General features: G+C 36.7%; 25 protein-coding genes and 1 tRNA gene. 9 read left to right on the top strand and 17 right to left on the bottom strand.

Going from position 1 to position 23,374, the window contains the following annotated elements:
- The 9 genes from FUA48_RS14070 to FUA48_RS14030 are packed head-to-tail and all read left to right on the top strand — an operon-like array spanning position 1 to position 7,514.
- Positions 1 to 678 (top strand): hypothetical protein, encoded by a 678-nt coding sequence (locus tag FUA48_RS14070; protein WP_147584117.1) that lies wholly within the window; start codon positions 1 to 3, stop codon positions 676 to 678.
- A 5-nt stretch (positions 679 to 683) separates the two neighbouring features.
- Positions 684 to 1,394, top strand: a complete 711-nt coding sequence (locus FUA48_RS14065; protein ID WP_147584116.1) for a pyocin knob domain-containing protein — start codon at positions 684 to 686, stop codon at positions 1,392 to 1,394.
- 7 nt (positions 1,395 to 1,401) lie between these two features.
- Entirely contained in the window at positions 1,402 to 2,079 is a 678-nt protein-coding gene (locus FUA48_RS14060) for a hypothetical protein (RefSeq protein ID WP_147584115.1), read from the top strand.
- A 5-nt stretch (positions 2,080 to 2,084) separates the two neighbouring features.
- Positions 2,085 to 2,522, top strand: coding sequence for a pyocin knob domain-containing protein (locus FUA48_RS14055; RefSeq protein ID WP_147584114.1), 438 nt, complete (start codon positions 2,085 to 2,087; stop codon positions 2,520 to 2,522).
- A gap of 15 nt (positions 2,523 to 2,537) precedes the next feature.
- A complete protein-coding gene (locus FUA48_RS14050; RefSeq protein ID WP_147584113.1) occupies positions 2,538 to 3,215 on the top strand; it encodes a hypothetical protein in 678 nt (225 codons plus the stop codon).
- Positions 3,216 to 3,228: 13 nt separating this feature from the next.
- A complete protein-coding gene (locus FUA48_RS14045) occupies positions 3,229 to 3,906 on the top strand; it encodes a hypothetical protein (RefSeq protein WP_147584112.1) in 678 nt (225 codons plus the stop codon).
- 25 nt (positions 3,907 to 3,931) lie between these two features.
- Positions 3,932 to 5,653 (top strand): patatin-like phospholipase domain-containing protein, encoded by a 1,722-nt coding sequence (locus tag FUA48_RS14040; RefSeq protein WP_147584111.1) that lies wholly within the window; start codon positions 3,932 to 3,934, stop codon positions 5,651 to 5,653.
- Positions 5,654 to 5,687: 34 nt separating this feature from the next.
- Positions 5,688 to 6,347, top strand: a complete 660-nt coding sequence (locus tag FUA48_RS14035; RefSeq protein WP_147584110.1) for a LysM peptidoglycan-binding domain-containing protein — start codon at positions 5,688 to 5,690, stop codon at positions 6,345 to 6,347.
- A gap of 51 nt (positions 6,348 to 6,398) precedes the next feature.
- On the top strand, positions 6,399 to 7,514 hold the full coding sequence (locus FUA48_RS14030; RefSeq protein WP_147584109.1) for a hypothetical protein: 1,116 nt from the start codon (positions 6,399 to 6,401) through the stop codon (positions 7,512 to 7,514).
- A 308-nt stretch (positions 7,515 to 7,822) separates the two neighbouring features.
- Here FUA48_RS14030 and FUA48_RS14025 read toward each other — a convergent pair whose 3' ends face one another.
- The 17 genes from FUA48_RS14025 to FUA48_RS13945 form a co-directional block, all read right to left on the bottom strand.
- Positions 7,823 to 8,512, bottom strand: a complete 690-nt coding sequence (locus FUA48_RS14025; RefSeq protein WP_147584108.1) for a phage integrase SAM-like domain-containing protein — start codon at positions 8,510 to 8,512, stop codon at positions 7,823 to 7,825.
- Positions 8,513 to 8,763: 251 nt separating this feature from the next.
- A tRNA-Ser gene (locus FUA48_RS14020) sits at positions 8,764 to 8,848 on the bottom strand.
- 147 nt (positions 8,849 to 8,995) lie between these two features.
- The gene (gene ribB / locus FUA48_RS14015) at positions 8,996 to 10,129 is read right to left on the bottom strand and encodes a 3,4-dihydroxy-2-butanone-4-phosphate synthase (protein WP_147584107.1); all 1,134 of its coding nucleotides are present in this window, start codon (positions 10,127 to 10,129) and stop codon (positions 8,996 to 8,998) included.
- Position 10,130: 1 nt separating this feature from the next.
- A complete protein-coding gene (locus tag FUA48_RS14010) occupies positions 10,131 to 11,606 on the bottom strand; it encodes an LptF/LptG family permease (RefSeq protein WP_147584106.1) in 1,476 nt (491 codons plus the stop codon).
- A 7-nt stretch (positions 11,607 to 11,613) separates the two neighbouring features.
- The gene (locus FUA48_RS14005; RefSeq protein WP_240732471.1) at positions 11,614 to 12,261 is read right to left on the bottom strand and encodes a LolA family protein; all 648 of its coding nucleotides are present in this window, start codon (positions 12,259 to 12,261) and stop codon (positions 11,614 to 11,616) included.
- Between the two features lies 1 nt (position 12,262).
- Entirely contained in the window at positions 12,263 to 14,761 is a 2,499-nt protein-coding gene (locus FUA48_RS14000; protein WP_147584104.1) for a DNA translocase FtsK, read from the bottom strand.
- A gap of 45 nt (positions 14,762 to 14,806) precedes the next feature.
- Complete coding sequence (locus FUA48_RS13995) at positions 14,807 to 15,175, bottom strand: diacylglycerol kinase family protein (protein ID WP_147584103.1); 369 nt, start codon at positions 15,173 to 15,175, stop codon at positions 14,807 to 14,809.
- A gap of 15 nt (positions 15,176 to 15,190) precedes the next feature.
- Positions 15,191 to 15,688, bottom strand: a complete 498-nt coding sequence (tpx, locus tag FUA48_RS13990; protein WP_147584102.1) for a thiol peroxidase — start codon at positions 15,686 to 15,688, stop codon at positions 15,191 to 15,193.
- Between the two features lie 123 nt (positions 15,689 to 15,811).
- Positions 15,812 to 16,372: a helix-turn-helix domain-containing protein gene (locus FUA48_RS13985; protein ID WP_147584101.1), complete on the bottom strand. Its 561-nt coding sequence runs from the start codon at positions 16,370 to 16,372 to the stop codon at positions 15,812 to 15,814.
- 83 nt (positions 16,373 to 16,455) lie between these two features.
- Entirely contained in the window at positions 16,456 to 16,716 is a 261-nt protein-coding gene (locus FUA48_RS13980) for a DUF6952 family protein (RefSeq protein WP_147584100.1), read from the bottom strand.
- Positions 16,697 to 17,011 carry a thioredoxin family protein gene (locus tag FUA48_RS13975; protein ID WP_147584099.1) on the bottom strand — a complete coding sequence of 105 codons (315 nt, stop codon included), beginning with the start codon at positions 17,009 to 17,011 and terminating at the stop codon, positions 16,697 to 16,699. Before FUA48_RS13975 ends, FUA48_RS13980 begins: the two co-directional genes overlap by 20 nt.
- 19 nt (positions 17,012 to 17,030) lie before the next feature.
- Positions 17,031 to 17,669, bottom strand: a complete 639-nt coding sequence (locus FUA48_RS13970) for a peroxiredoxin (RefSeq protein WP_129749801.1) — start codon at positions 17,667 to 17,669, stop codon at positions 17,031 to 17,033.
- A gap of 110 nt (positions 17,670 to 17,779) precedes the next feature.
- Positions 17,780 to 19,255, bottom strand: coding sequence for a Na+/H+ antiporter NhaC (gene nhaC, locus FUA48_RS13965; protein WP_147584098.1), 1,476 nt, complete (start codon positions 19,253 to 19,255; stop codon positions 17,780 to 17,782).
- A 98-nt stretch (positions 19,256 to 19,353) separates the two neighbouring features.
- On the bottom strand, positions 19,354 to 19,809 hold the full coding sequence (locus FUA48_RS13960) for a DUF305 domain-containing protein (RefSeq protein ID WP_147584097.1): 456 nt from the start codon (positions 19,807 to 19,809) through the stop codon (positions 19,354 to 19,356).
- 90 nt (positions 19,810 to 19,899) lie between these two features.
- Entirely contained in the window at positions 19,900 to 20,394 is a 495-nt protein-coding gene (locus FUA48_RS13955; RefSeq protein WP_147584096.1) for a TPM domain-containing protein, read from the bottom strand.
- Between the two features lie 82 nt (positions 20,395 to 20,476).
- Entirely contained in the window at positions 20,477 to 21,865 is a 1,389-nt protein-coding gene (gene lpdA, locus FUA48_RS13950) for a dihydrolipoyl dehydrogenase (RefSeq protein WP_147584095.1), read from the bottom strand.
- 647 nt (positions 21,866 to 22,512) lie between these two features.
- Positions 22,513 to 23,337 (bottom strand): OmpA/MotB family protein, encoded by an 825-nt coding sequence (locus tag FUA48_RS13945; protein ID WP_147584094.1) that lies wholly within the window; start codon positions 23,335 to 23,337, stop codon positions 22,513 to 22,515.
- Between the last annotated feature and the right edge of the window lie 37 nt (positions 23,338 to 23,374).

Raw genomic sequence — 23,374 nt, 5'->3', positions numbered from 1 at the left:
ATGGCAATACAACTCAGAAATATACTTAAGGGCTTTTTTAATACCGGGGACCGTCCGACAGAGGCGCAGTTCTCTGATGTGGTAGACAGTTTTGTCCATCAGAGCGAAGATAAGGCCTCCACGGCAGAGGTGCAGGTAGGAACTAATAATGTCAAATATGTTACACCGGCAGGGGCGAAGGCCTCAGTACAGACCTTTGCACCGGTTAAGACCGTGAATGGTCTGACACCTGTTTCCGGAAATGTTGCCCTGAATATAGGTGGCGGTACCGATTACGGGAGTGTGGAACTGGGTGTTGTGAAGTTCAGACACACAAGTAGCAGTGCAACTAATATTTTCCATTTGAAGTTACCACATCGTGTTGACCAGCACAATGCCATGTTCCATTTCAAAGCCGAAGGCTATGCCTATAATGCGGCCGATATTATAGATATCGTCTGGGTAGGCTATTGTTATAAAAATCAGGGGACCCTAACCTATAAAAAAACAGATGTGAGTAGGTCTACGGTTATAACGGCCGGTCAGTATATCGGTTCGGACAATCATATTTATTTATGGTTTAAGGCAGCAAATACCTATTATGTGACTTTTAAGGTAGATTCCATTAAGGTAGGTAACGGTTTCCAGGTTAATCCGGGAGATATAGAAGTTTTTGTAACTAATCAGACACAATTGTAAATAGTATGGCAGTAAATATAAACACGATATTAAATTGGTTTAAAACAGGGGAAAGGCCAACCCAATCCCAGTTTTGGGATACATGGCAGTCTTTCTGGCACAAAGAAGAGTCGATACCACAGAACAAGATTGAGAATTTAGAGACAACATTTAACGCGAAGGCTAATAAGGCAAGTACCCTGACATTTCAGGACTATATACCCACTTCAGCGGATTTGAATGACTATATGGAAACCGGTTATTATTTTCAAAGGATTACGGCAGGTGCGGCAGGGGGATTTAATTATCCGGCTCCTTATGCCGGAAAATTGCAGGTAGTAGCTAACATGATAAACTCCGATACAGAATTTGTTTATCAGGTTTATCATGTTTTTGGTCCTAATGAAACTGTTTATTATAGAAATTATTACCATACTCTTGGTTGGAGTGACTGGAAACGAGTGAACAGTGCAAGAAAAGACACTATACTAAGTGGGGCAGATCTTAATACATATACCGAAACAGGAGTATATTTTCAAAATAGCAATGCTGCAGCAATTGCAGGTTCAAATTACCCTATAGCCTTAGCTGGAAAATTAGAGGTTCAGCAAAGTACTAACTCTTCTTTGGTTTATCAAACCTATCATTCATACGGACCTAACAATGATCAGTATATCCGAACTAAGTATGGTTCTAGCTGGTATGCATGGAAAAAGGTAGTTACAACATCAATCTAGATTCACTATGCCAATTCAACTTAGAAATATACTAAAGAGTTTTTTTAATACAGGGGATCGTCCTACAGAAAATCAGTTTTCGGATCTAGTAGACAGTTTTGTTCACCAAAGCGAAGACAAGGCCTCTACGGCAGAAATTCAGGCAGGAACAAACAATGCCAAGTATGTAACACCTGCAGGGGCAAAAGCCTCAGTACAAACCTTTGCACCGGTTAAAACCGTAAACGGGCAGACACCGGTTTCAGGCAATGTTTCTATTAATACGGGAGGAGGTAATGATGTTTGTAGTGTTGAACCGGCTGTATTAAGATATTTGCATACACCTGACAGCAGTACCGATATATTTCACATAAAACTGCCTTTTAATATTAATGTTCATCAAAATATGTTTCATTTTAAGGCAGAAGGATTCGCCTACAGATCTAGCGATGTTATTGATATTGTGTGGGTAGGCAGATGTTATAAACCGCAGGCAAACCTAATTTATGCTAATACGGTGGTAAGCAAATCTTCAACCATTACAGCAGGTCAGTATATCGGTAGTGATAATTATATCTATTTGTGGTTTAAAGTCCCCAGAACATATTACTGCTCATTTAAGATAGACTCAATGAAAGTAGGGAATGGTATTCAGGTGTTACCGGGACAATTAGAAGTTATAGTAAGTAGTCAGACGCAATTATAAATAATATGGCGGTAAATTTAAATACAATATTAAATTGGTTTAAAACAGGTGAGAGACCAACCCAATCACAATTTTGGGATACCTGGCAGTCTTTTTGGCATAAAGACGAGATAATTCCACAATCGAAGATTGAGAACTTAAATGGTTCCCTAAACACAAAAGCAAATGAAGATGTTACACTTAGTGATAAAGGCTCAATTCCTGATGCCGCAGATCTTAATAATTATACTGAAACAGGACTTTTCTTTCAGAAATTAAATGCAAGAGCAGCCTCTGGGTTAAATTATCCTATAGCTAAAGCCGGAAAACTTGAAGTTACTACTACAAGTGGTTTTGTTTATCAAACTTATCATGCATATGGTTCTTACAATAATATATATTTCAGGAATCGTTATGGTGATACATGGTATCCATGGAAGATGCTAAGTTCAGAAAGTATATAATAAAATAAAAAATAAATGGCAATTCAACTTAGAAATATATTAAAAAGTTTTTTTAATACGGGAGACCGTCCTTCGGAAGATCAGTTTTCGGATGTGGTGGACAGTTTTGTTCATCAAAGCGAGGACAAAGCTTCGACGGCAGAAATTCAGGCAGGGACCAACAATACGAAATATGTAACACCGGCAGGTGCAAAAGTTTCAGTGCAGACCTTTGCACCTGTTAAGACCGTGAATGGGATAGCCCCTGTTGCAGGCGATGTAGCAATCAACACGGGAGGCGGAACAGTTGTGGGAAGTACTGAATTGGGAGTAGTCAAATTTTTCACCGGAACCAGTAGCTCCACAAATATTTTTCATCTGAAATTGCCTCATAGTCTTGCATTGCACAATGCGATGTTTCATTTTGAGGCTAAAGGTTATGTATATAACGCTACAGATATCATAGATGTGGTATGGGTAGGGTACTGTTATAAAAATGCCGGGATTCTAAAGAATCCAAAGACAGAGGTAATCAGGTCCACAGCCGTTACTGCCGGTCAGTATGTTGGTTCAGATAATCATATCTATTTATGGCTAAAGGTACCCAACACGTATTACTGTTCATTTAAAGTGGATTCGATCAAAGTAGGTAATGGTTTTCAGGTTTATGAAGGCGATATTGAGGTTATTGTAAGTGCTCAGGCACAATTATAAATAGAATCATTTAATGGCAACGCAAAATAAAAACACCCTAAAGGGCTATTTTAATACGGGAGATCGCCCAACAGAGATGCAATTTTCGGATGTGGTAGACAGTTTTGTTCACCAAAGCGAGGACAAAGCTTCGACGGCAGAAATTACGGCAGGGACCAACAATGCCAAATATGTAACACCGGCAGGAGTAAAAGCTTCGGTAGAAACCTTTGCTCCTGTAAAAACAGTTAATGGAATCGCTCCTGCATCGGGAAACATCACGCTCAACACCGGTAGCGGAAGTAGTGTAGGAGGAGTTGAGCTTGCCGTGGCTACATTTGGTACGCAAACCAATAGTGCAACAAATATTTTTCATATAAAACTTCCCTACAATACCTATACGCTGAACGGTATGTACCATATAAAGGCAGAAGGGTATGGCTATGTTGGAGGGGAGATTATTGATATAGTATGGGTAGGCTATTGTTATGTTGCGGGACATAATCTAATTAACCAAAGAGCACATGTTAACCGTTCAACGGAAATTACGGCTGGACAATATGTTGGTTCGGACAATTTCATCTACCTGTGGTTCAAAGTACCAAATACCTATTTCTGTAGTTTTAGGATTGATTCTTCACGAGGTACGACAGGTATTCGAATAAAACCAGGTGATTTACAGATTATAGTATCGCCCAATGCACAACTTTAGCCATGTTTAAAAAATAACAAGCCATATGGAAGAGGATAAAAAATTTAAAATTTCCATAGCGATGGCAGGTGCTGTTTCTGCAGGTGCCTATACAGCAGGTGCCATGGACTATCTGCTTGAGACCCTCTCCATTTGGGAACGGGCCAAGCAAAAAAACAGGGCTTTGGGAGAAGGTCATCCCGATTATGATTTTTCAATTCCCATGCATGATGTAGAGATTGATGTCATTAGTGGTGCTTCAGCCGGAGGTATAACAGGTTCCCTTACACTTTTAAATCTGGTCGATCAGAACTTTGAGCATGTCAACAGAGACAATCCCTACGGAAGAAATAATAGGTTTTACCAAGGTTGGGTTGAGATGGCCGATGATATACAGTATACCACATTTGAACGTATGTTATTTACTGATGACCTTAAAAAGGGAGAGAAGCCGGAGTCTTTGCTCAATAGTGCATCTATTGATTCCATAGCTGAGTCTGCACTGCACATCAAGGAGGTGCAGCATTATCCTCCCTATATTTCCAATAGCCTTGATCTGGTGCTGACCACCACCAATCTGCGTGGTGTGAATTTTAGGATTGATTTTGGGGGAAGCGCTCAGGGAGGTACGGTAATTACCAGCCACGCCGGCTTTTTTCGTTACCGTCTTGCCAACGAGAATTTTCCTGAAGGTGTACCTGAGGACCAAAACTCATTGTATTATGTACTGAATCTTGAAAACCCGGGTGATATGGGCTACCTGAAGAATGCCACTTTGAGTACTGCTGCCTTTCCCATAGGCTTAAAGTCAAGGGAGATAAGCATTGCAGGAGAGTATATCAACCGTTATCCCAAATATCTTTTCGGACAGAAAAAGGGAATTACTCCTCTACTGCCTCAGGGTATCAACTATGAATTCAACTCCATCGATGGTGGACTGATCAATAATGAGCCTTTTGGCATCGCTATGAAAATTAATAAGGAAAAGAACAAAGAGCTTGTAAAAAGAGACAGGTATGCTGTAATTATGATTGACCCGTTCCCCAACCAGGATAATTCCGTTGCGTATGTCAATCCTCCAAGGGATATTTTATCTATCCTTAAAGGGATGTTTAAGGCACTGCGCAACCAGGTGATGTTCAATCAGGATGGTCTTTTGGATGCTTTGGAGTTGAGCGACCGTACCAAGTTCCTGATAGCTCCGGTACGAAAGGACATCAGCACCGGTGAACGGGTAGGGGCAGGTAAGGATCTGGCCACGGCTCCCCTGAGCGGTTTTGCCGGATTTCTGGACCGTTCACTGCGCCATCACGATTATTATCTTGGCAGACAGAACTGCCAGAGTTTCCTAAGGTATTATTTTGCCGTTACTGAAGAAAATATTACCCAACGTCTTTGTTGTGAACCCAATGAAAAAGCAAGAAACCGATTTGTTTTCAATGAAATTAAAGGGGATGAAAACAGTGCGCGGCTATTTCCGATTATCCCGGACCTAAGGCAGCTGGACAATAAAAAGGACATTTCTGATACAGCTAACTTTGGTGAAGACGCAAAACTACAGTATCAGGAGTTTCCCAAGCTGTCTCGTGAAAAGTTTATTGCAAGGTATAAAAACCCGGCAAAAAAAAGAATTGAAGTCCTGATAAATAGATTTGCTGATAACTTTTGGGTAACGATCCTTAACCGACTTATACTACGAAAAAAAGTATATAAATTTTTAGAGAAAACCATATTGAAAGAACTCGAAGATACAGGGCTTATGAAATAATATAGCCTTACAAACCAACCAATATCAATATATAATGCAATATACGATCAAAAAAGGGGATACACTTGGCAGGATAGCTGAAAGGTATCATGTCCCGCTTTCGGTACTTTTAGCCATGAATCCGGTTATTACCAACCCGGATCATATTTTTGTGGGACAGGTTTTAATACTTCCCAATATGCAGGACCTTCCCGAGGAGGCCGTTTTTACCGATCCTGTAAATGCCGGAGAACTTGTGTTTCGCGCTCAATCTGTAATCGGCTCTGCCATCAGATATAAGCTTGGGGGTGGCGGGATGTATCCTACAGATGCGCTTCCTTCCAGAGACGGTTATTGCGACTGCAGTGGTTTTGTATGCTGGGTACTGGGCCTGTCGCGAAAGACAGAACTGCCCTTCTACAGGAAATTCGGGGGATGGATCTATACCGATGCCATGGTGAGTGATGTGGAGAGCCCTTCCGGTATTTTTGAAAAGATAAGTACTCCGGAGCCGGGATGTATTGTGGTCTACGGAGCGGGTAGGGCCATAGGGCATGTGGGCATTGTAAGTGAGGTGAAAGCAGGCGTTATGAAAAAAGTGATCCACTGCAGCTCGGGTAATTCCAGGAATTTCGGAACAGCTATACAGGAGACTTCTCCGGCAGTCTTCAACAGGGCTGATACGGTATGGGGAAGGTTTTCGGGAGTCCTTTAATCCAGCTTTAACGATTTGAGAAGCGAAGTCTAATTAAAGAATATATCTATTATGGCAACATTATCAGTTATTGGCAACACCCTGGTGGATACCGAGGAGTTGCAGGCTAAAAGGATTACTGGAGAACTGAATATGCCCGGAGGGCAGGTTCTAAGGGTAAATAACGAGGCGATTTCCCAAAATGATCTTACTGCAATACAACTTGAAAGGAACTTTAAGCCGATAGGAATCGGTAAACCCATGAGTATTGAAATCGCTACGGTATATATCGGAGAGTATAAGAAGTTTTTAGGTGGTAAGAAAGATGTCATTCTTGTTACCGGGGTGAAAAGTTCCCAGACCTTTAAGGCTACTTCCAGGGCCATAAATATGAAAGCCGATAAGGTAGAGGAGAATGCCTATCTGGAGTTTAATGCTTTGGAGGAAGGTACTAATATTGTGTACTATACACCCGGAATGGATGCTGAGAACCTGATTGCTTCCTTCGAACTGATGTTTGACAATTTCGACACCCAGATATTTGAGACGCTGTCCGGACTGTTTACTTCGGCGGCAGGCATCCCAGTCTTTTTACCGGCAGCACCTTATCTGCTGGGTGGTTCTCAACTGGTAAATATCGGCTCCAAACTTGGCGATGCACTGTTTTCGGGAAGACCAAATCTGTCCTCTTCGATTGAGGTTAAATTTGATTCACCGATTATTCCGCCAACCGAACCTAGGGAATTTATCATCTGCAACAATAATGACCTTGATGAGTTCAAAAACCTTAAGGTAGACCTGTCAGGAACCCCGGGAAATAAAAAACTGCGACTTGTGGATAAGCAGAGCGGTACTGTGTATAAAGGCAAAGCACCTTATTTGATTATTCTTCTGGACGGAAGGAAAAGACAGGACCTGGAGGGATTTGCACCAACATTGGCAACAGCTTCACTACTTAAGAAATTCTATGGTCCTGAAGACAAGACCGGAGAGGTAACCGGAGCACTACAGGATGCTATGAAACTCTATAATGACTCCATATATAACCGTAAGGGACAACGACTGAAAGAGCAGCTGGCAAAGTATGACAGAGATTCGGAAGAATATAAAAAACTAAAGAGCCTTTATGAGGCCTATGCGGCCAATATCCAGACCGATACCTTCAAATTACCGACGATTACGGATTAGCCTATTTAATTTTTGTATTAAAGATTAGGGTCGGAGATAATGATCCGGTATGTTTTAGGTATTAATAGAATTATTAAAGCCCCTTTTGATAGGGGCTTTCTTTATATTAGCTTTTATAGAAGTTTTAGTCCGATGAGTTTTAATCCATAAGTTCCCATCATTGTCTTTGTAAAGATTCCTTTCAGTTAAATTACATGCATCTATAGGAGCATAACCAGTATAACAACTAAATAAGAAAATATCTTTTACCTTTTCTAATCTTTCTGTATTGAATATTTTATTTTCTATTAAATCTAATTCTTGTTGATTTAAATATATAGCATCTTTAACGGTGATTTTTCCATCATATATGTCAAAAGGGTTTTTATTAATTCTAGTTTAATACCATAGTTGCATACAGTTTTAAAGTTTTTAAAATATTTAACTACTGAGTTATTTTTAATACACTTTTTGTACTTGTATTTACTATCATATTTTAAGAAAGACTCTAAATTATATATAAAAGCACCATTTATTTCATTTACTGGATAGTCGTTTAAATTATATTTATTTTTAATGAATTCTTTAACAAGGTCTTTTGATCGATTATATTTTTGTAATGATGCCGGGGCCCGCTCACCGATTGCCACCCTCTTTTTGAAACTTAAATTATATTTATCAAATATTTCAAGAATGCCCGCTGACTTGATGTTTAATTTAGGCTTACCTTTAATTTGTTTCTTTAAGTCAATTAATGATACATTTAAATCTGTTTTGTATAATTCTAGAAATTTTTTCTCAATCCTTAATTGATACAAGTCTAATGATTGCTTTAGCACTTTTTCTTTTTCAATTTTTAATACGTTTCTAAGTTTATTGGTAGATTGCCATCGTTCTTTAGAGATGGATTTTCCTGTGCTTAATGTAATTGATTTGTTGTTGTAGGAGATTTTGGAAAAAATAGGGTTTTCTCCATTTAGATACTTCTCTGCTTTGATGTAAAAAATTACTTTTAACATAACTATGAAATTTAATTAATATTCAAATTGAATTGAAAATTTCATGAGTCCCTAGGAATCTCAGCGAATTCCGTTAATTAGTTACTTTTTTTAATCCCTAAAAAAGGTTGATTTTAGAAAGTAACTAAAAAAGTAACTATCCTTTGATATTATATGTGTGTTTTAGAATATATCTAAAAACAAAAAAACCTTAAAACACTAGTGTTTTAAGGTTTTTTGACTTGTAAAGTTTCTTTTGAAACTTCCTTTCGCGGAGAAAGAGGGATTCGAACCCCCGGACCTGTTACAGTCAACGGTTTTCAAGACCGCCGCATTCGACCGCTCTGCCATTTCTCCAGTATGTCGCTCTCATTCCCTGATTGCGGTGCAAATATAGAAAGCTTTTCCGGTTTTCAAAAACATTTTAGGTAAAAAAAGTAAAATATTTTCGTACTGTTTTTTAAGCCTTTCATTTACTTATGGTTAAGAAAAAAATATTTTTTCTTAATATTCCACATACTCGGTAATTTCCAGTCCGTAGCCTATCATACCTACACGTTTTGTTTGTGTAGAGTTCGTAAGAAGGCGTATTTTTGAGATATCAATGTCATGTAAAATCTGTGCTCCGATACCAAAATCCTTCACATCCATTTTAATTTGTGGAGCTTTATTGATGCCTTTTGACTGTAATTCCTTTAACTCTTTTATACGGGTTAAAAGTTCAGATGGTTGAATTTCCTGATTTATGAATAGTATCGCGCCTTTACCTTCCTTATTTATACGTTGAAACATATTATCAAGCTTTCTGTCGGCGTCGTTTGTTAGCGTGCCTAAAATGTCGTTATTAACCTGTGTAGAGTTAATACGGGTTAAAACAGGTTCACCTATGTTCCAGCTGCCTTTTGTAAGGGCAACATGCACTTGTTTATTTGTAGTTTGCAGATAAGCCCTTATACGGAAAGTGCCAAATCTGGTTTCTACTTCAAAATCTTCTTTTTTCTGGATAAGGCTGTCATGCTGCATTCTATATGCAACAAGGTCTTCTATAGATACCAGTTTAAGGTCAAATTTTTTAGCTACTTCATATAACTGCGGTAACCTGGCCATTGAGCCATCATCGTTCATTATTTCACAAATTACACCTGCAGGTCTAAAACCGGCAAGCCTTGCAAAGTCAATAGCGGCTTCTGTATGGCCTGTTCTCCTTAATACACCACCTTCTTTAGCTATAAGAGGGAAAATGTGCCCAGGCCTCCCTAAATCGCTTGGTTTTGTTGTAGGGTCTACCAAAGCTTCTACGGTTTTAGCCCTGTCGTGAGCAGAAATACCAGTAGTAACACCATTACCTTTAAGGTCTATAGAAACTGTAAAGGCAGTCTGCATACTATCGGTGTTGTTAGTAACCATAACATTCAGCTCAAGTTCTTTACAGCGCTTTTCGGTTAGGGGAGTACATATAAGTCCTTTTCCGTGTGTTGCCATAAAGTTTATCATTTCTGGTGTAACCTTATCGGCAGCGGCAAGAAAATCTCCTTCATTTTCACGATCTTCATCATCAACAACAATAATAACTTTACCGTTGCGAATATCTTCTATAGCTTCTTCTATAGTATTTAGTTTTATATGCTCAGCAGACATTTTATTCTTCGTTTGATTTAATCTTAAATAATTTCATTACGGCTTTTTGCAACGGAAGCATAATTGCATCCATATTAATCATGCCTATATCATTAGTGGCTCTGTATGTTAGTAATATTGCCAGAGGTGTTAATACAATTGATGACATCCATGATCCTAAAAAAGGAGGGATGCCGTTTTCCTGCGCCAGTTTCTTACCAAAAGTATTTATAAAGTGGAATACGATAAATATGATTACGGCAAATACTATTGGTAATCCAATACCTCCTTTACGGATAATAGCTCCAAGAGGTGCACCTATAAAAAACATTAAAAGACAGGCATAAGCAATTACAAACTTTTCGTATAATGCCAGCCAGTGGTTATTAATGTTCTTCATTCTTTCATTTTGAGCATTAATACTCTGTTTAATGATATTTGCACTACTACTAGTGTTATTAATGGCTATATCCAGTATTCTTTGTTTTTTGGAATCGACCATAAGACTTAAAAGGTCGTTTTTATCTGTTTTTACAGAATCAGGAAGTTTTTCAATATGGCTAAAGTCCCTTTCTGTATAGCTCGTTTTTCTGGAAAGTGCATTAGAAGTGCGTTTTACCACATTGTCGGTTATAGAACGCTCTTCTTTGGTATAATTGTTTTCCAGTGAATCCAGAGTATAATTAAGCTCACTGATGTTAAGCATTCCGTTTGTTTGTGAAATCTTTTCCTCATCCATATCATTATTATTCAACATGGAAAGGTCAATATTCATAATCTGTTTAGAGAAGGTACTTTTAGCAAACGGAGCTTTTTGTTGTTCTCTTGAGTTCTTAGATTTAAGTTCCTCATAATAGTAACCATCAAAAAGTTCAAGCTGTAAAAGATTAGAGGATTCGTTACTTTTAAGTAAACCATTCTTAGCTCTTATTATAGTTGCCTGAGCTTCTCCTTTTCCTCTTTTATGAATAGTTACATCGGTAAGTTTTTCCCCTTTTTCGCCAGACTTTTTGCTAACTTTTATATTAAAGTTATCGCCAATGGAATTGAATTGTCCTTCAACGATAGCCATAGCCGGTTGTCGTTGTATTATGTTTTTTCTAAGGTTAACAAACTTATATTCAGCCTTTGGGATAACATTATTTGCAAATATGAATGCAACAATACTTAATCCGAAAATGAATATGGTAAGCCCCCTCATGGCTCGCCCAAGAGAAATACCGGAAGATTTCATGGCAGCAAACTCATAGTTTTCGGCAAAACTTCCAAAAGTCATAATTCCGGCTAATAGTATTGATAGTGGTAATACCAGCGGAATCATTTTAGGAGAATAAAACAAAAGGAATTTTGTAACTAGCCAAACATCAAGGTCTTTCCCTGCAAGTTCGGCAATAAACAGCCATATTCCCTGTAAAATAAATATAAAGAACAGGATAATAAATACTGTAGCAAATGTCGTGACAAACGATTTGAGGATATAGCGGTCTAAGATTTTCACCGGAAAACTAGTCTAATCTATTAATGTAATAATTAGGATATTTACTTTCGGTAAAGGTAAAATGATTTTTTGACAAAGGCTGATTTGTTTTAAAAGAATTTATAGTAAAAGTACTTTTACTGCCATCTTTGTCTACCTGTATCAGATTATGGATGTGTTTTGTCTGGTAATCAATACCAATAAGTATTTCTTTAGCCTTGTCATTAGCATCAATAGGCTTTAGTTTTACATACTGTATTTTACGTCCTTTTACATTTTGAAGGATGTCCATTGAATATTTATAACCTGAACTGAAAAAAGTAAGCATTTTAGAAGGAGTAAGTTCATCTTTCTTCTCCTTATCATAATTTGAAATGGTTATCTCTTCGTCTTCGGGTACAATATTGTATATTTTTTTTCCGTCAAAAATACGTGTAATGCCCATAAAGTTTAAAACGTACATTTCTCCCTGCATAGAAACATTTCCTTTGCTTTCCTGATTAAGGTTACTGTTTGGGTTGGAGTAGGAGTATTTAAAGTCAAAAACTATATTTTCATACCCTTTAATTTTTGCCGATACATCATCAAGAAGCTTTTTGGCTTTTTGAGCTGAATCCTGTGCGTTAAGTGAAAAGGTTATAAAAAATACGGCTAATACCTTTATAAAATTGTACATCTTAAAAGTTGTTTTCTTCATTCTTAAAAAATTGTTCCAGCGACGTAAGGTCAGGAATTAAAACATTACGGGCTTTACTGCCTTCAAAAGGACCTACAATACCCGCTGCTTCCAGCTGGTCGATAAGCCTTCCGGCACGGTTGTACCCAAGTTTTAATTTACGCTGAAGTAATGATGCTGAACCTTGTTGGGCTGTAACAATAACTTCTGCGGCTTCCCTGAACATAGAGTCTCTCTCAGATACATCTATATCAAGATTAGTGCCACTTTCTTCTCCTACATATTCAGGAAGTTGATAAGCATCAGGATATGCCTTTTGCGAACCTATAAATTCGGTTATTTTATCTACTTCCGGCGTATCTACAAAAGCACATTGTACACGAGTAAGATCATTACCCTGAGTATAAAGCAAATCACCTCGACCTATAAGCTGATCAGCACCCTGACTGTCAAGAATAGTTCTGGAGTCAATTTTAGATGTTACCCTAAAGGCTATCCTTGCAGGGAAGTTCGCTTTAATAATACCTGTAATTACGTTAACCGACGGCCTTTGTGTAGCGATAATAAGGTGAATACCAATAGCACGTGCTAGCTGTGCCAAACGGGCAATAGGAGTTTCTACTTCTTTACCAGCTGTCATTATAAGGTCGGCAAACTCGTCAACTACAAGTACTATGTAAGGAAGGAAACGGTGTCCGTTTTCAGGATTAAGTTTTCTTTGTTTAAACTTATCGTTGTATTCTTTAATGTTTCTAACCATTGCATCCTTTAAAAGGTTATAACGGTTGTCCATTTCAATACATAATGAGTTTAATGTGTTGATAACCTTTGTATTGTCAGTTATAATCGCGTCTTCACTATCAGGAAGCTTGGCCAGATAATGTCTTTCGATTTTATTAAATAAAGTAAGCTCAACCTTTTTAGGGTCTACAAGTACAAATTTAACTTCGGCAGGATGCTTTTTATATAGTAATGAGGTAAGCACTGCGTTTAAACCTACCGATTTACCCTGTCCTGTAGCACCGGCCATAAGAAGGTGAGGCATTTTGGCAAGGTCTACCACAAAAGTCTCATTAGATATGGTTTTACCTAAAGCTATAGGTAATTCCATTTCCGCATTTTGGAACTTAGGAGAACCTATTACACTTTTCATGGAAACCATAGTAGGGGTCTTGTTGGGTACTTCAATACCAATGGTTCCTTTACCCGGAATAGGAGCGATAATACGTATTCCTAAAGCCGAAAGTGATAGTGCAATATCATCTTCAAGACTTTTAATTTTTGATATACGTATACCGGCTTCCGGTATTATTTCATATAATGTAACCGTAGGGCCAACAGTTGCTTTAATTTGAGCAATGTCAATTTTGTAGTTTTTAAGAGTCTCTACAATACGGTTTTTATTTTCTTCAAGTTCTGCCTGATTAATAGTTATACCTCCTGAAGAGTATTCTCTTAGAAGCTCAATTGATGGCATTTGATAATTGGAAAGGTCCAGGGTAGGGTCAAACTCTCCAAAATCCTGAACAAGTTTTGCAGCAAGATTTTCTTCTACAACGTCTTCTTCCGCAGATTTTTCTATAACAAAGCTTTCGTCGCTACTTTCAATTATTTCATTCTGTTGTATTTCCTCAGGTTTAGGAGTTTCTTCTTTAACCTTAGGATTCAGATTGATTTCTGATGAATGACTTATAGTTGGCTTAAGGGATTCCTTGTTTATTTCAAATTGAGATGAAGGCACAGTCTTTAGTTCTATATTTTCTAAATCCAGATCATCTTCTTCATCTGTATCGTAAGTGTTGTTTACTGTAGGAACAGTTATGTTTTGAGGAGTGTTTTGTGCCTGTTCCTGCGCAGCAATTTCCTGTAGTCTTTTTTCTTCTTCAGCAGCTTCTCTTTCCTGCTGTCTTTTTTCAAAAAATGTTTTAATGGCATCCGGAGATATTTTTACCCTTAATAAAAGGAATACGAATAAACCGAAAATAAGAACAAGAAGAGTTCCTGTCTTGGCAAGATAGTCCTGCATGTAAAGGTTTATTTCATAACCTATAATACCTCCTAATTCAGGAAGATACTGATTGAAAAAACCAAAAAGGACCGAAAGGATTATTACCAGATATAAATCCCAGAATAATGTTTTTTTCAGTTTGCCAACGGGTAAGTCTAATACCAGGTAAGAACCCAGTAAAAAGAAAAAGCGGATAAAAATAAAGGAAGCAGCACCAAATCCTCTGTATATAAACAGGTCTGCAAGGTAAGCTCCAAACTTACCCAGCCAGTTATAAACCTTTTCCTGCCTGTTTCCTAAATCAGAAAGGCCACTTTGGTCAAAATCACCATATAAAAAATAAGAAACAAAAGAAAGCAGTAATGCTATGGAAAAAAGGAAAAACAAAATTCCTACCAATACTTTATTGCGTCTTGAAAGTTGGAATTTCTTTTTTTCCGTAGTGGGTTTAGCTTCTTTTTTGCCAGTATCTTTTTTATTGCTTTTTGCCATTTATAATTTACTTACCTAATTGTAAAAATAGAATAAAACCTTAAATCAGCAGAAAAATTTAGGGTAATAAATAATTATGCCGATAGCTATAGCTGTAAGTGCCGCAAAAAACACGGCACCTGCAGCAATATCTTTTATAAAACCGATACGTTCGTTGTATTGCGGATGGATGAAGTCGGCTATTTTCTCAATAGCAGTGTTAAGTCCTTCAATAGAAATAACAAGACCTATAGCAAATATTTGAAAAAGCCATTCGGTGGTTGATATTTCAAAATAGAATCCGGCGATGGTTACTAGTATACCTATAGAAAACTGTACCATTATACTATGCTCTGTAGTTAACAGTTTTACTGCCCCCTTAGCAGCATATACCATGCTTTTTAACCTGCCTATAATAAACCTGTTATCCTTCATCAAAAGAGAAAATTATTAAAGTGCCGCTAAAGCATTTTCATAATTAGGCTCATCAGCAATTTCAGAAACCTGTTCAGTGTATTTTACATTTCCGTTTTCATCAACAACAACTACTGCACGAGAATGTAAACCTGCCAGAGGTCCGTCAGCAATTGTAAGTCCGTAGTTATTTCCAAACGAACCATCTTTAAAATCAGAAAGAGAAATTACGTTTTCAATTCCCTCTGCTCCACAAAAACGTTTTTGTGCAAAAGGAAGGTCGCGGGAAATACAAAGAACTTTTGTGTTTTCCAGAGAAGATGCTTTTTCATTAAACTTTCTTACAGATGTAGCACATGTCCCGGTATCAATACTAGGGAAGATGTTAAGTACAAGTTTAGTACCTTTAAAATCAGAAAGAGATACTGATGAAAGATCTGTTCCTGTTAATGTAAATTGTGGTGCTGCAGTACCGTTTTGAGGTAGTTCACCTGATGTTTTTACCGGATTTCCTCCTAAAGTTATGTTAGCCATTTTCTTAGATTTGTTAGCTAACAAAAGTAAGAAAATATATTATAAGAGTTTGGGTAGGGAAGTAGTTTTATAGTTATATTAAGACTAAGGCTGAGCTGCTGTTTCTAACAAAAATGTATTAGCTTAAAGCTCATCTATTTTCCTGCGTTTATTTTCTTTTACCGACTTGTAATAGGTAGGGGTGAAGCCTGTTACTTTTTTAAACTGGCTCGATAAATAGGCAGCACTGCTGTATCCCATAGCTTCGGCAATTTCACTTAACGAGAGTTCATCATACACCAATAGTTCTTTTACTTTTTCTATGCGTTGAGCTATAAAGTATTTCTCGATGGTAGTGCCTTCAACTTCAGAGAAGAGGTTGCTTAAATAAGTATAATCATAATGGAGTTTATCTGCCAGCCAAAAGGAAAGGTTTGTATTAAGTATACTCTCAGAATGATGAATTACATAAACGATCTCATTTTTAATTTGCTCTATAAGCCGGCCTTTTTTGTCGTTTATTATTTCAAACCCTAATTGTTTAAGCGTAATACCAAGTTCTGTGAGCTCTTGAGGAGATAAATCTTCTTCAATTTCTACTTCTCCTAAATCAATAGATCTTATATTGGCATTTAGTTTTTCAAGTTCGTTTTTAACTGCAGTAATACAGCGGTTACAAACCATATTTTTTATATAGATGTGCATTCTTTTCAGCGTTGTTTTAAACAAAAGTAAACAAAAAACGCTCTGTTGTAATAACAGAGCGTTTAGGTAAATTATGTAAAAACCTAATTTTTATCAATTGCACCAAGAACACGCGACATAAAGCTGTTTAGTGCTTCTTTGCGGTCCATTCCGTCCTTAACCATTTTATTTACCTCAAGGGCACCATACAGGTTAGAGATAAGTTCACCTATAACATCCAGTTCTTCATCTTTAAGAGAAGGGACTTCGGTTAATGCCTCAAGTACTTCCAGGGTTTCTATAATATAATCCTGGTCGTTATCTTCAATAAACTGGGTTAAATGCTTAATTACTGGTAACTTCATTAACTAATTCGGTTAAAACGTCTACTTTATTTGTTTGTGTCTGATTAATAAGAACCCCGTTTTTAAAAGTGGCAAATGTAGGCAGGTTGTCTACCTTCGCCAGTTTTCTTGATTCCGGGAAATTCTCGGCATCAGCAATCACAAACGTTATGTTTTCATTTTCAGAAGCCATTTTTTTGAATTTTGGCTTCATGATTCTGCAGTTTCCGCACCATCCGGCCGAATATTGTACTACTACAATTGGCTCTCCTGAAACGATTTCTGCCAAATTATCTTTTTCCAGTTCTTTTAACATGGCTTCTTTAATTTTTATATTAGTTTACGCTTAAGTAAGAAGCAACACCTGTACGGTCTGCTGTCATAGCTTCTTTACCTTCTTCCCAGTTTGCAGGGCAAACCTCACCTTTAGTTTGTACGTGCGTGTAAGCGTCGATTAATCTTAAGTATTCGTTTACATTACGGCCAAGAGGCATATCGTTTACGCTTTCGTGGAAAATTTTTCCTGTTTCGTCAACAAGGTAAGTAGCTCTGTAAGTAACATTAGAACCTTCTAAAAGAACTGAATCAGTTTCTTCGTTGTATCCTGCAGTTTCTACATCAAGAATACCAAGGATACTGGAAAGGTTTCTGTTAGTATCAGCTAAAAGCGGGTAAGTAACACCTTCAATACCACCGTTGTTTTTTGGAGTGTTTAACCACGCAAAGTGAACCTCGTTAGTATCGCAAGAAGCACCTATTACAATAGTGTTTCTTTTTTCAAACTCACCAAGAGCAGCCTGAAAAGCATGAAGCTCAGTAGGACATACAAAAGTGAAATCTTTAGGGTACCAAAATAAAAGTACTTTTTTGTTATTATTTACTGCTTCTTCAAAAATGTTAATTTTAAGGTTGTCTCCCATTTCTGAGATAGCATCAACTGCAATGTTTGGAAATTTTTTTCCTACTAAAGACATACTATTATTAATTTATGGTTTATAATTTTAATTCGGTGCAAAAATACATTATAATAGTTTTTAACTATAGTTATAAGTATCATAAATGTTTATTGGAATATAGAATTCATTTATGCCGAAACAACTCTTTGGGTTAATTGTCTGATTTTAATCCTAAAAGCTGCAAAGATTAAAGTCATAATCGGACTTAAAATATTGAAAAATGCGTAAGGAAGGTAGTGTAAGGTAGATACTCCTAATACGCTCGATTGATAGGCACCACATGTATTCCAGGGAACAAGTACTGAAGTTACTGTTCCTGAATCTTCTAATGTACGGCTAAGGTTTTCTGGAGCGAGCCCTTTTTCACGATAAGCTTCGGCGAACATTTTACCGGGTACTACAATTGCTAAGTATTGATCGGATGCTGTTACATTAAGTACAATACAACTGCTAACCGTACTCGCAAAAAGGCCAAAAATACCGTTAGCGACTTTAAGCATTGCTCTGCTTATTGCCTTTAATGCTCCTATAGCTTCCATAACACCGCCAAAAACCATAGCGCATAATATAAGCCAAATGGTCCCTAACATTCCTTCCATACCTTTAGACTCAAAAAGTCCCTGTAATGTTTCGTTTGATGTTTCTACAGAACTTCTAACGGTAATAGAATTCATGATGCCTTTATATCCTGAAATAAAGTCCAGTTTATCTCCTCCGCCTATTTTAGCAACGAGTTCCGGCTGGAATATAACAGCAAATAATGCTCCTAATAAAGTCCCTATAAGCAGGGCTATAAGTGGTTCTGTTTTTTTTACAATTAGAGCGATTACTATAATAGGTACAATAAACAGCCAAGGGCTAATGGTAAAACTTTCTTTTATGGCATTTAGTGTTGTTGCTGTATCGGTAGCTCCTTCCATGTTTTGTGTTAGTCCTAAAATAATAAACAGGATTAATGTAATTATATAGGTAGGCACCGTTGTATAGACCATGTATTTTATATGGGTAAACAAATCGGTCCCTGCCATTGCAGGTGCAAGATTGGTTGTGTCAGATAGGGGAGACATTTTATCTCCAAAATAAGCACCCGAAATTACTGCTCCGGCAACCATGCCCGGATTGATGCCTATTGTATTTCCTATCCCTATTAGTGCTACACCTACAGTAGCTGAAGTTGTCCATGAACTACCGGTAGCTATAGATATTATAGAACAGATAATTACACAAGCCGGAAGAAAAATATCCGGATGCAGTATTTGTAATCCGTAATATATCATCGCGGGTACTATTCCGCTTATAAGCCAGGTGCCCGATAAAGAACCTACAAGTAGAAGGATTAAAATAGCGCCCGAAGTAGATTTAATGTTTTTAGACACTTTGTTAAGCATCTTTTCATAAGGGACTTTATTCACAAAGCCAACTACAGCTGCAAATGCACCTCCCATTAACAGTACAAACTGATTAGATCCGCCAATAGCGTTGTCCTTAAAAATATAAACGTTAAGTGCTAAAAAAGCGACAAGTAAAATTATTGGGATTAATGACTGAAACAGGGTTATCTGTTTTTCGTTATTAGAAGTAGTTTCGGGTATGTTATTATCCATTTATAGCCTTTCTGTTAAAGAAACGCAAGATAATAAAATTATGATATTTAGAGTGAGTATAAACAGTATGAATTTTACTATACTCAAATAACAAAGACTTATTTATCTTCCATTCTCTTTAAAATATCCTTCATCTGTTCAATCTCTCTTTTTTGAGATTCAATAATCTGTCGGGAAAGAGCCTGTACTTCCGGATCTTTTAAATCTGCATGCTCACTAGATAATATAGCTGAAGAGTGGTGGGGTATCATGGCTTCCATGTATCGCTCGTCATTTATGTAGGCTTGGGTTCTTAACATTACAAATGATGCCGTGAACAATAATACTCCTGTAATGATAATGATATTGTTTTTACTTCTGTTTCTATACATTTTCTGCATAAACAGCAACATTACCAAGGCCATGGGAACAACCATTAATATAGTCATATAAAATCGGTTTAGACTGAAGTATATATGACTTTCACTGGCTACATTGGCATACATTACAGCATACATTACTATAAATGAAACAAGTAGCATCAGTAAAAACCTTCCGTAGTTTCCTCTTTCCATTATATTGCAATTTATAGTTTAACAATAGTAAATTTACAAATAATGTACGGTAACTATGTTATAGATAAGTGAAAGTATGAGTTTGATATTTTATCTCCATGCTTCTATTATAGCTAGAAGCATAAGTTTTGTACCTGTAAAGAAATTTCCTTCTTTATAATTAGGTATAGCGTGTTTGTTGATTAACTGTTGGCAAAAATCATCACTAATTACTTCTTCTGTCCCTATACCGGTGTTAATCCTTACAAGTCGGAGTTTTTTACTTAATATTATACTCAATCCATTGTTTTTATCAGGTTTACCTACACCCCAATAGTTAGATAGGTCAATAGTATATTTTTCGAAACTATCATAATTACTAATATTATCGATAGTCGCAACCACAATTTCATTTCCTGTTTCTTTTTCAAACAAGGAAATAATTTCTGTAAGCTCTTTTATTTCTTCCGGGGTATAAATATTTTCAAAATCATTTATATATCCTGTTATTTGGGGGAACTGAGTTATATTCTCTTTTTGTTGAGAAAAACTCAATGAAATTGAGAATAAGCTAAATAGGAAAAAGAATATTGCTTTAATTTTCATTTGGTTAGTTTTTTATATAAATATATGAAATAAAAAATCCGCTCTGAATAAGAGCGGATTTTATTGTTATCGTTATTACTTACTATAAGTGAATTACTTCACCATAAGCATCAGCAACAGCTTCCATTACCGCTTCACTCATAGTAGGGTGAGGGTGAACTGCTTTTAATATTTCGTGACCTGTAGTTTCCAGTTTACGGGCAACAACAGCTTCAGCAATCATATCGGTAACACCGGCACCAATCATGTGGCAGCCTAACCATTCACCATATTTAGCGTCAAAAATAACTTTTACAAAACCGTCTGGAGTACCAGCAGCTTTTGCTTTTCCTGAAGCCGTGAATGGGAATTTGCCAATTTTAAGCTGGTAACCTTTCTCTTTAGCCTGTTTTTCAGTAAGACCTACAGAAGCAATCTCAGGAGTAGCATAAGTACAGCCAGGAATGTTTCCGTAATCAAGAGGTTCTACGTGCATACCTGCAATTTTCTCCACACAAAGAATACCCTCTGCAGAAGCAACGTGTGCAAGAGCCTGACCTGGAACAACATCACCAATAGCATAGTAACCCGGGATGTTAGTCTGGTAGTAGCTGTTTACTAATATTTTATCTCTGTCTGTAGCGATACCAACCTCTTCAAGACCGATGTTCTCGATGTTTGATTTGATACCTACTGCAGAAAGGACGATGTCTGCTTCAAGGATTTCTTCTCCTTTAGATGTTTTTACCGTAGCTTTAACTCCGTTACCTGTTGTATCAACTTTCTCTACAGAAGAGTTAGTCATTATCTTGACACCTGATTTTTTAAGTGAACGCTCAAATTGTTTTGAGATATCCTCGTCTTCAACAGGAACAATATTAGGCATAAACTCAACAATAGTTACATCTGTCCCCATTGAGTTATAGAAGTGAGCAAATTCAACACCTATAGCTCCGGAACCTACAACAATCATTGATTTAGGTTGCTCAGGTAATGTCATTGCCTGACGGTAACCAATAACTTTTTTACCATCCTGTGGAAGGTTAGGTAGTTCTCTTGAACGTGCACCTGTAGCTATAATAATATGATCTGCACTTATTTCAGTTGTTTTACCATCTTTATCGGTAACGTCAACTTTTTTACCGGCCTTAACTTTACCGGCGCCATAAATAACCTCAATCTTATTTTTTTTCATAAGGAACTGAACACCTTTGCTCATACCGTCGGCAACGCCACGGCTACGCTCAATAACAGCGTTAAAATCCTTATCAAACTCTTTTACTGTAAGTCCGTAGTCTGAAGCGTGTTTAAGATAATCGAATACCTGAGCACTCTTTAAAAGTGCTTTAGTAGGTATACATCCCCAGTTAAGGCAAATACCGCCAAGGTTCTCTTTTTCTACAACAGCTACTTTAAAGCCAAGTTGTGAAGCCCTTATTGCAGTAACATAACCGCCTGGACCGCTTCCTAAAACTATAATATCGTATTTCATCAGTATGTATTTTACCAGTTTAAATTCCGCGTACGAAAATAAGTATTTATTTGCTTATTCTAAAATCTTTGAATTTATTTCATTTTATTTAAATAATAAATAATCTTTATTAAATTTTGTGTAAAAAGCAAATTAAATAACAAAAAATTTAGGTGTAATTAACATGTGTTAACATTAATTTTGTAATTTTACTAATGTAAGACCAAATCAGACCCCACAAAAGATCTTTTTCTTTTTTGAATTTTTATAATATTTAAAATCTAACTAATTGTTATAAAAATGTGATACTGAAGGAATATTTTAAAATTTAATCCTTTTCAATTAACCAATTTCTACCACAACGCAAATTAAGGATTATGAGAGTTTTTACTTTAATTTTATCGACAATTGCTTTTTTCTCCACAACTTATTACTCAATTGTTGCATTTCCCGATCTGTCAACAGCAAACGGAATTTTATATTTTTCAATGCTCGTTATTTTACTTTTAATATGTATTACCGGTATGATTTTAAGTATACCTATGGGTAATTCAAAGAAGAGTAAAGCCATTAATACAAGGAAACAACAAAAACGAAACGAATACTCATTAATTTAAAAATGAAAAGGCTGCCAATCGGCAGCCTTTTTTATTGTAATAAACTAAAGATTATTTAGTTTGGTTTTTCATTTCTTTTTCGATCATATCATAGAACTGATCGATTTTAGGAAGTACATAAATTCTAGTTCTTCTGTTTCTTGCTCTTCCATCGGCAGTATCGTTAGATTCAAGAGGAATATACTCACCGCGTCCTGCAGCTACTAATCTTTGAGGTTCTATATTGAAATCTTCCTGAAGTATTCTTACGATAGATGTAGCACGTTTAACACTTAAGTCCCAGTTATCCTGTAGTACAGGATTTTTGATAGGCACATTATCTGTGTGGCCTTCTACCATGCACTCAAAGTTAGGTTTGTCTTTAACGATTGCAGCAACTTTACCTAAAACTTCTTTAGCTTTATCACTTACCTGATAGCTACCGCTTTTAAATAGTAACTTATCTGCAATTGAAATATATACAACACCTTTTTCAACATTTACTTCAATATCCGGATCGTTTATACCAACAGCTCTTTTAATACTAGTTACTAATGCAAGTGTTACAGAGTCCTTACGTGTTAAAGCATCCTGTAGTCTTGTAATTTTAAGGTCTTTCTCTTTAATCATCTCAAGAGATTTTTCAACGTTGGCTGCATCTTTTGATGAAAGAGTAGCCATGGTATTATGAAGGTCAGAGTTGTTCTTTTTAAGGTAATCAACCTGATCTGTCAATGAATTTTTCTCGGCTAAACAGGTATTCAGCTTCATAGTAGCTGTGTTTAATAGATCCTGGATCTCTTTGTTCTTTGCTTCTAACTCGGCAATCTTCTTTTTAGATCCACAAGATGTCAGCGTCATTGCTGCCAATGATAGTAATAGAACGGTTCTTCTCATAAGATAGAAAGTTTAAATTTTAAAACAAAATTATATA

Source organism: Flavobacterium alkalisoli, from assembly GCF_008000935.1.
In the GTDB taxonomy this organism is placed as follows: domain Bacteria; phylum Bacteroidota; class Bacteroidia; order Flavobacteriales; family Flavobacteriaceae; genus Flavobacterium; species Flavobacterium alkalisoli.
This window is presented reverse-complemented; position numbering and strand designations above follow the sequence as displayed.

Excerpts from the sequence above, each read along its gene's own strand:
- FUA48_RS13970 (WP_129749801.1), bottom strand. The coding sequence starts at position 17,669 with ATGTCTTTAGTAGGAAAAAAATTTCCAAACATTGCAGTTGATGCTATC.
- FUA48_RS14030 (WP_147584109.1), top strand. The coding sequence starts at position 6,399 with ATGGCAACATTATCAGTTATTGGCAACACCCTGGTGGATACCGAGGAG.
- FUA48_RS14035 (WP_147584110.1), top strand. The coding sequence starts at position 5,688 with ATGCAATATACGATCAAAAAAGGGGATACACTTGGCAGGATAGCTGAA.
- FUA48_RS14005 (WP_240732471.1), bottom strand. The coding sequence starts at position 12,261 with ATGTACAATTTTATAAAGGTATTAGCCGTATTTTTTATAACCTTTTCA.
- FUA48_RS13960 (WP_147584097.1), bottom strand. The coding sequence starts at position 19,809 with ATGGAAAGAGGAAACTACGGAAGGTTTTTACTGATGCTACTTGTTTCA.
- FUA48_RS13980 (WP_147584100.1), bottom strand. The coding sequence starts at position 16,716 with ATGAAGTTACCAGTAATTAAGCATTTAACCCAGTTTATTGAAGATAAC.
- FUA48_RS14045 (WP_147584112.1), top strand. The coding sequence starts at position 3,229 with ATGGCAACGCAAAATAAAAACACCCTAAAGGGCTATTTTAATACGGGA.
- FUA48_RS14025 (WP_147584108.1), bottom strand. The coding sequence starts at position 8,512 with ATGTTAAAAGTAATTTTTTACATCAAAGCAGAGAAGTATCTAAATGGA.
- FUA48_RS14070 (WP_147584117.1), top strand. The coding sequence starts at position 1 with ATGGCAATACAACTCAGAAATATACTTAAGGGCTTTTTTAATACCGGG.
- FUA48_RS14000 (WP_147584104.1), bottom strand. The coding sequence starts at position 14,761 with ATGGCAAAAAGCAATAAAAAAGATACTGGCAAAAAAGAAGCTAAACCC.
- FUA48_RS14050 (WP_147584113.1), top strand. The coding sequence starts at position 2,538 with ATGGCAATTCAACTTAGAAATATATTAAAAAGTTTTTTTAATACGGGA.
- FUA48_RS14060 (WP_147584115.1), top strand. The coding sequence starts at position 1,402 with ATGCCAATTCAACTTAGAAATATACTAAAGAGTTTTTTTAATACAGGG.
- FUA48_RS13985 (WP_147584101.1), bottom strand. The coding sequence starts at position 16,372 with ATGCACATCTATATAAAAAATATGGTTTGTAACCGCTGTATTACTGCA.
- FUA48_RS13995 (WP_147584103.1), bottom strand. The coding sequence starts at position 15,175 with ATGAAGGATAACAGGTTTATTATAGGCAGGTTAAAAAGCATGGTATAT.
- lpdA (WP_147584095.1), bottom strand. The coding sequence starts at position 21,865 with ATGAAATACGATATTATAGTTTTAGGAAGCGGTCCAGGCGGTTATGTT.
- nhaC (WP_147584098.1), bottom strand. The coding sequence starts at position 19,255 with ATGGATAATAACATACCCGAAACTACTTCTAATAACGAAAAACAGATA.
- FUA48_RS14040 (WP_147584111.1), top strand. The coding sequence starts at position 3,932 with ATGGAAGAGGATAAAAAATTTAAAATTTCCATAGCGATGGCAGGTGCT.
- tpx (WP_147584102.1), bottom strand. The coding sequence starts at position 15,688 with ATGGCTAACATAACTTTAGGAGGAAATCCGGTAAAAACATCAGGTGAA.
- FUA48_RS13945 (WP_147584094.1), bottom strand. The coding sequence starts at position 23,337 with ATGAGAAGAACCGTTCTATTACTATCATTGGCAGCAATGACGCTGACA.
- ribB (WP_147584107.1), bottom strand. The coding sequence starts at position 10,129 with ATGTCTGCTGAGCATATAAAACTAAATACTATAGAAGAAGCTATAGAA.
- FUA48_RS14065 (WP_147584116.1), top strand. The coding sequence starts at position 684 with ATGGCAGTAAATATAAACACGATATTAAATTGGTTTAAAACAGGGGAA.
- FUA48_RS14055 (WP_147584114.1), top strand. The coding sequence starts at position 2,085 with ATGGCGGTAAATTTAAATACAATATTAAATTGGTTTAAAACAGGTGAG.
- FUA48_RS13975 (WP_147584099.1), bottom strand. The coding sequence starts at position 17,011 with ATGTTAAAAGAACTGGAAAAAGATAATTTGGCAGAAATCGTTTCAGGA.
- FUA48_RS13955 (WP_147584096.1), bottom strand. The coding sequence starts at position 20,394 with ATGAAAATTAAAGCAATATTCTTTTTCCTATTTAGCTTATTCTCAATT.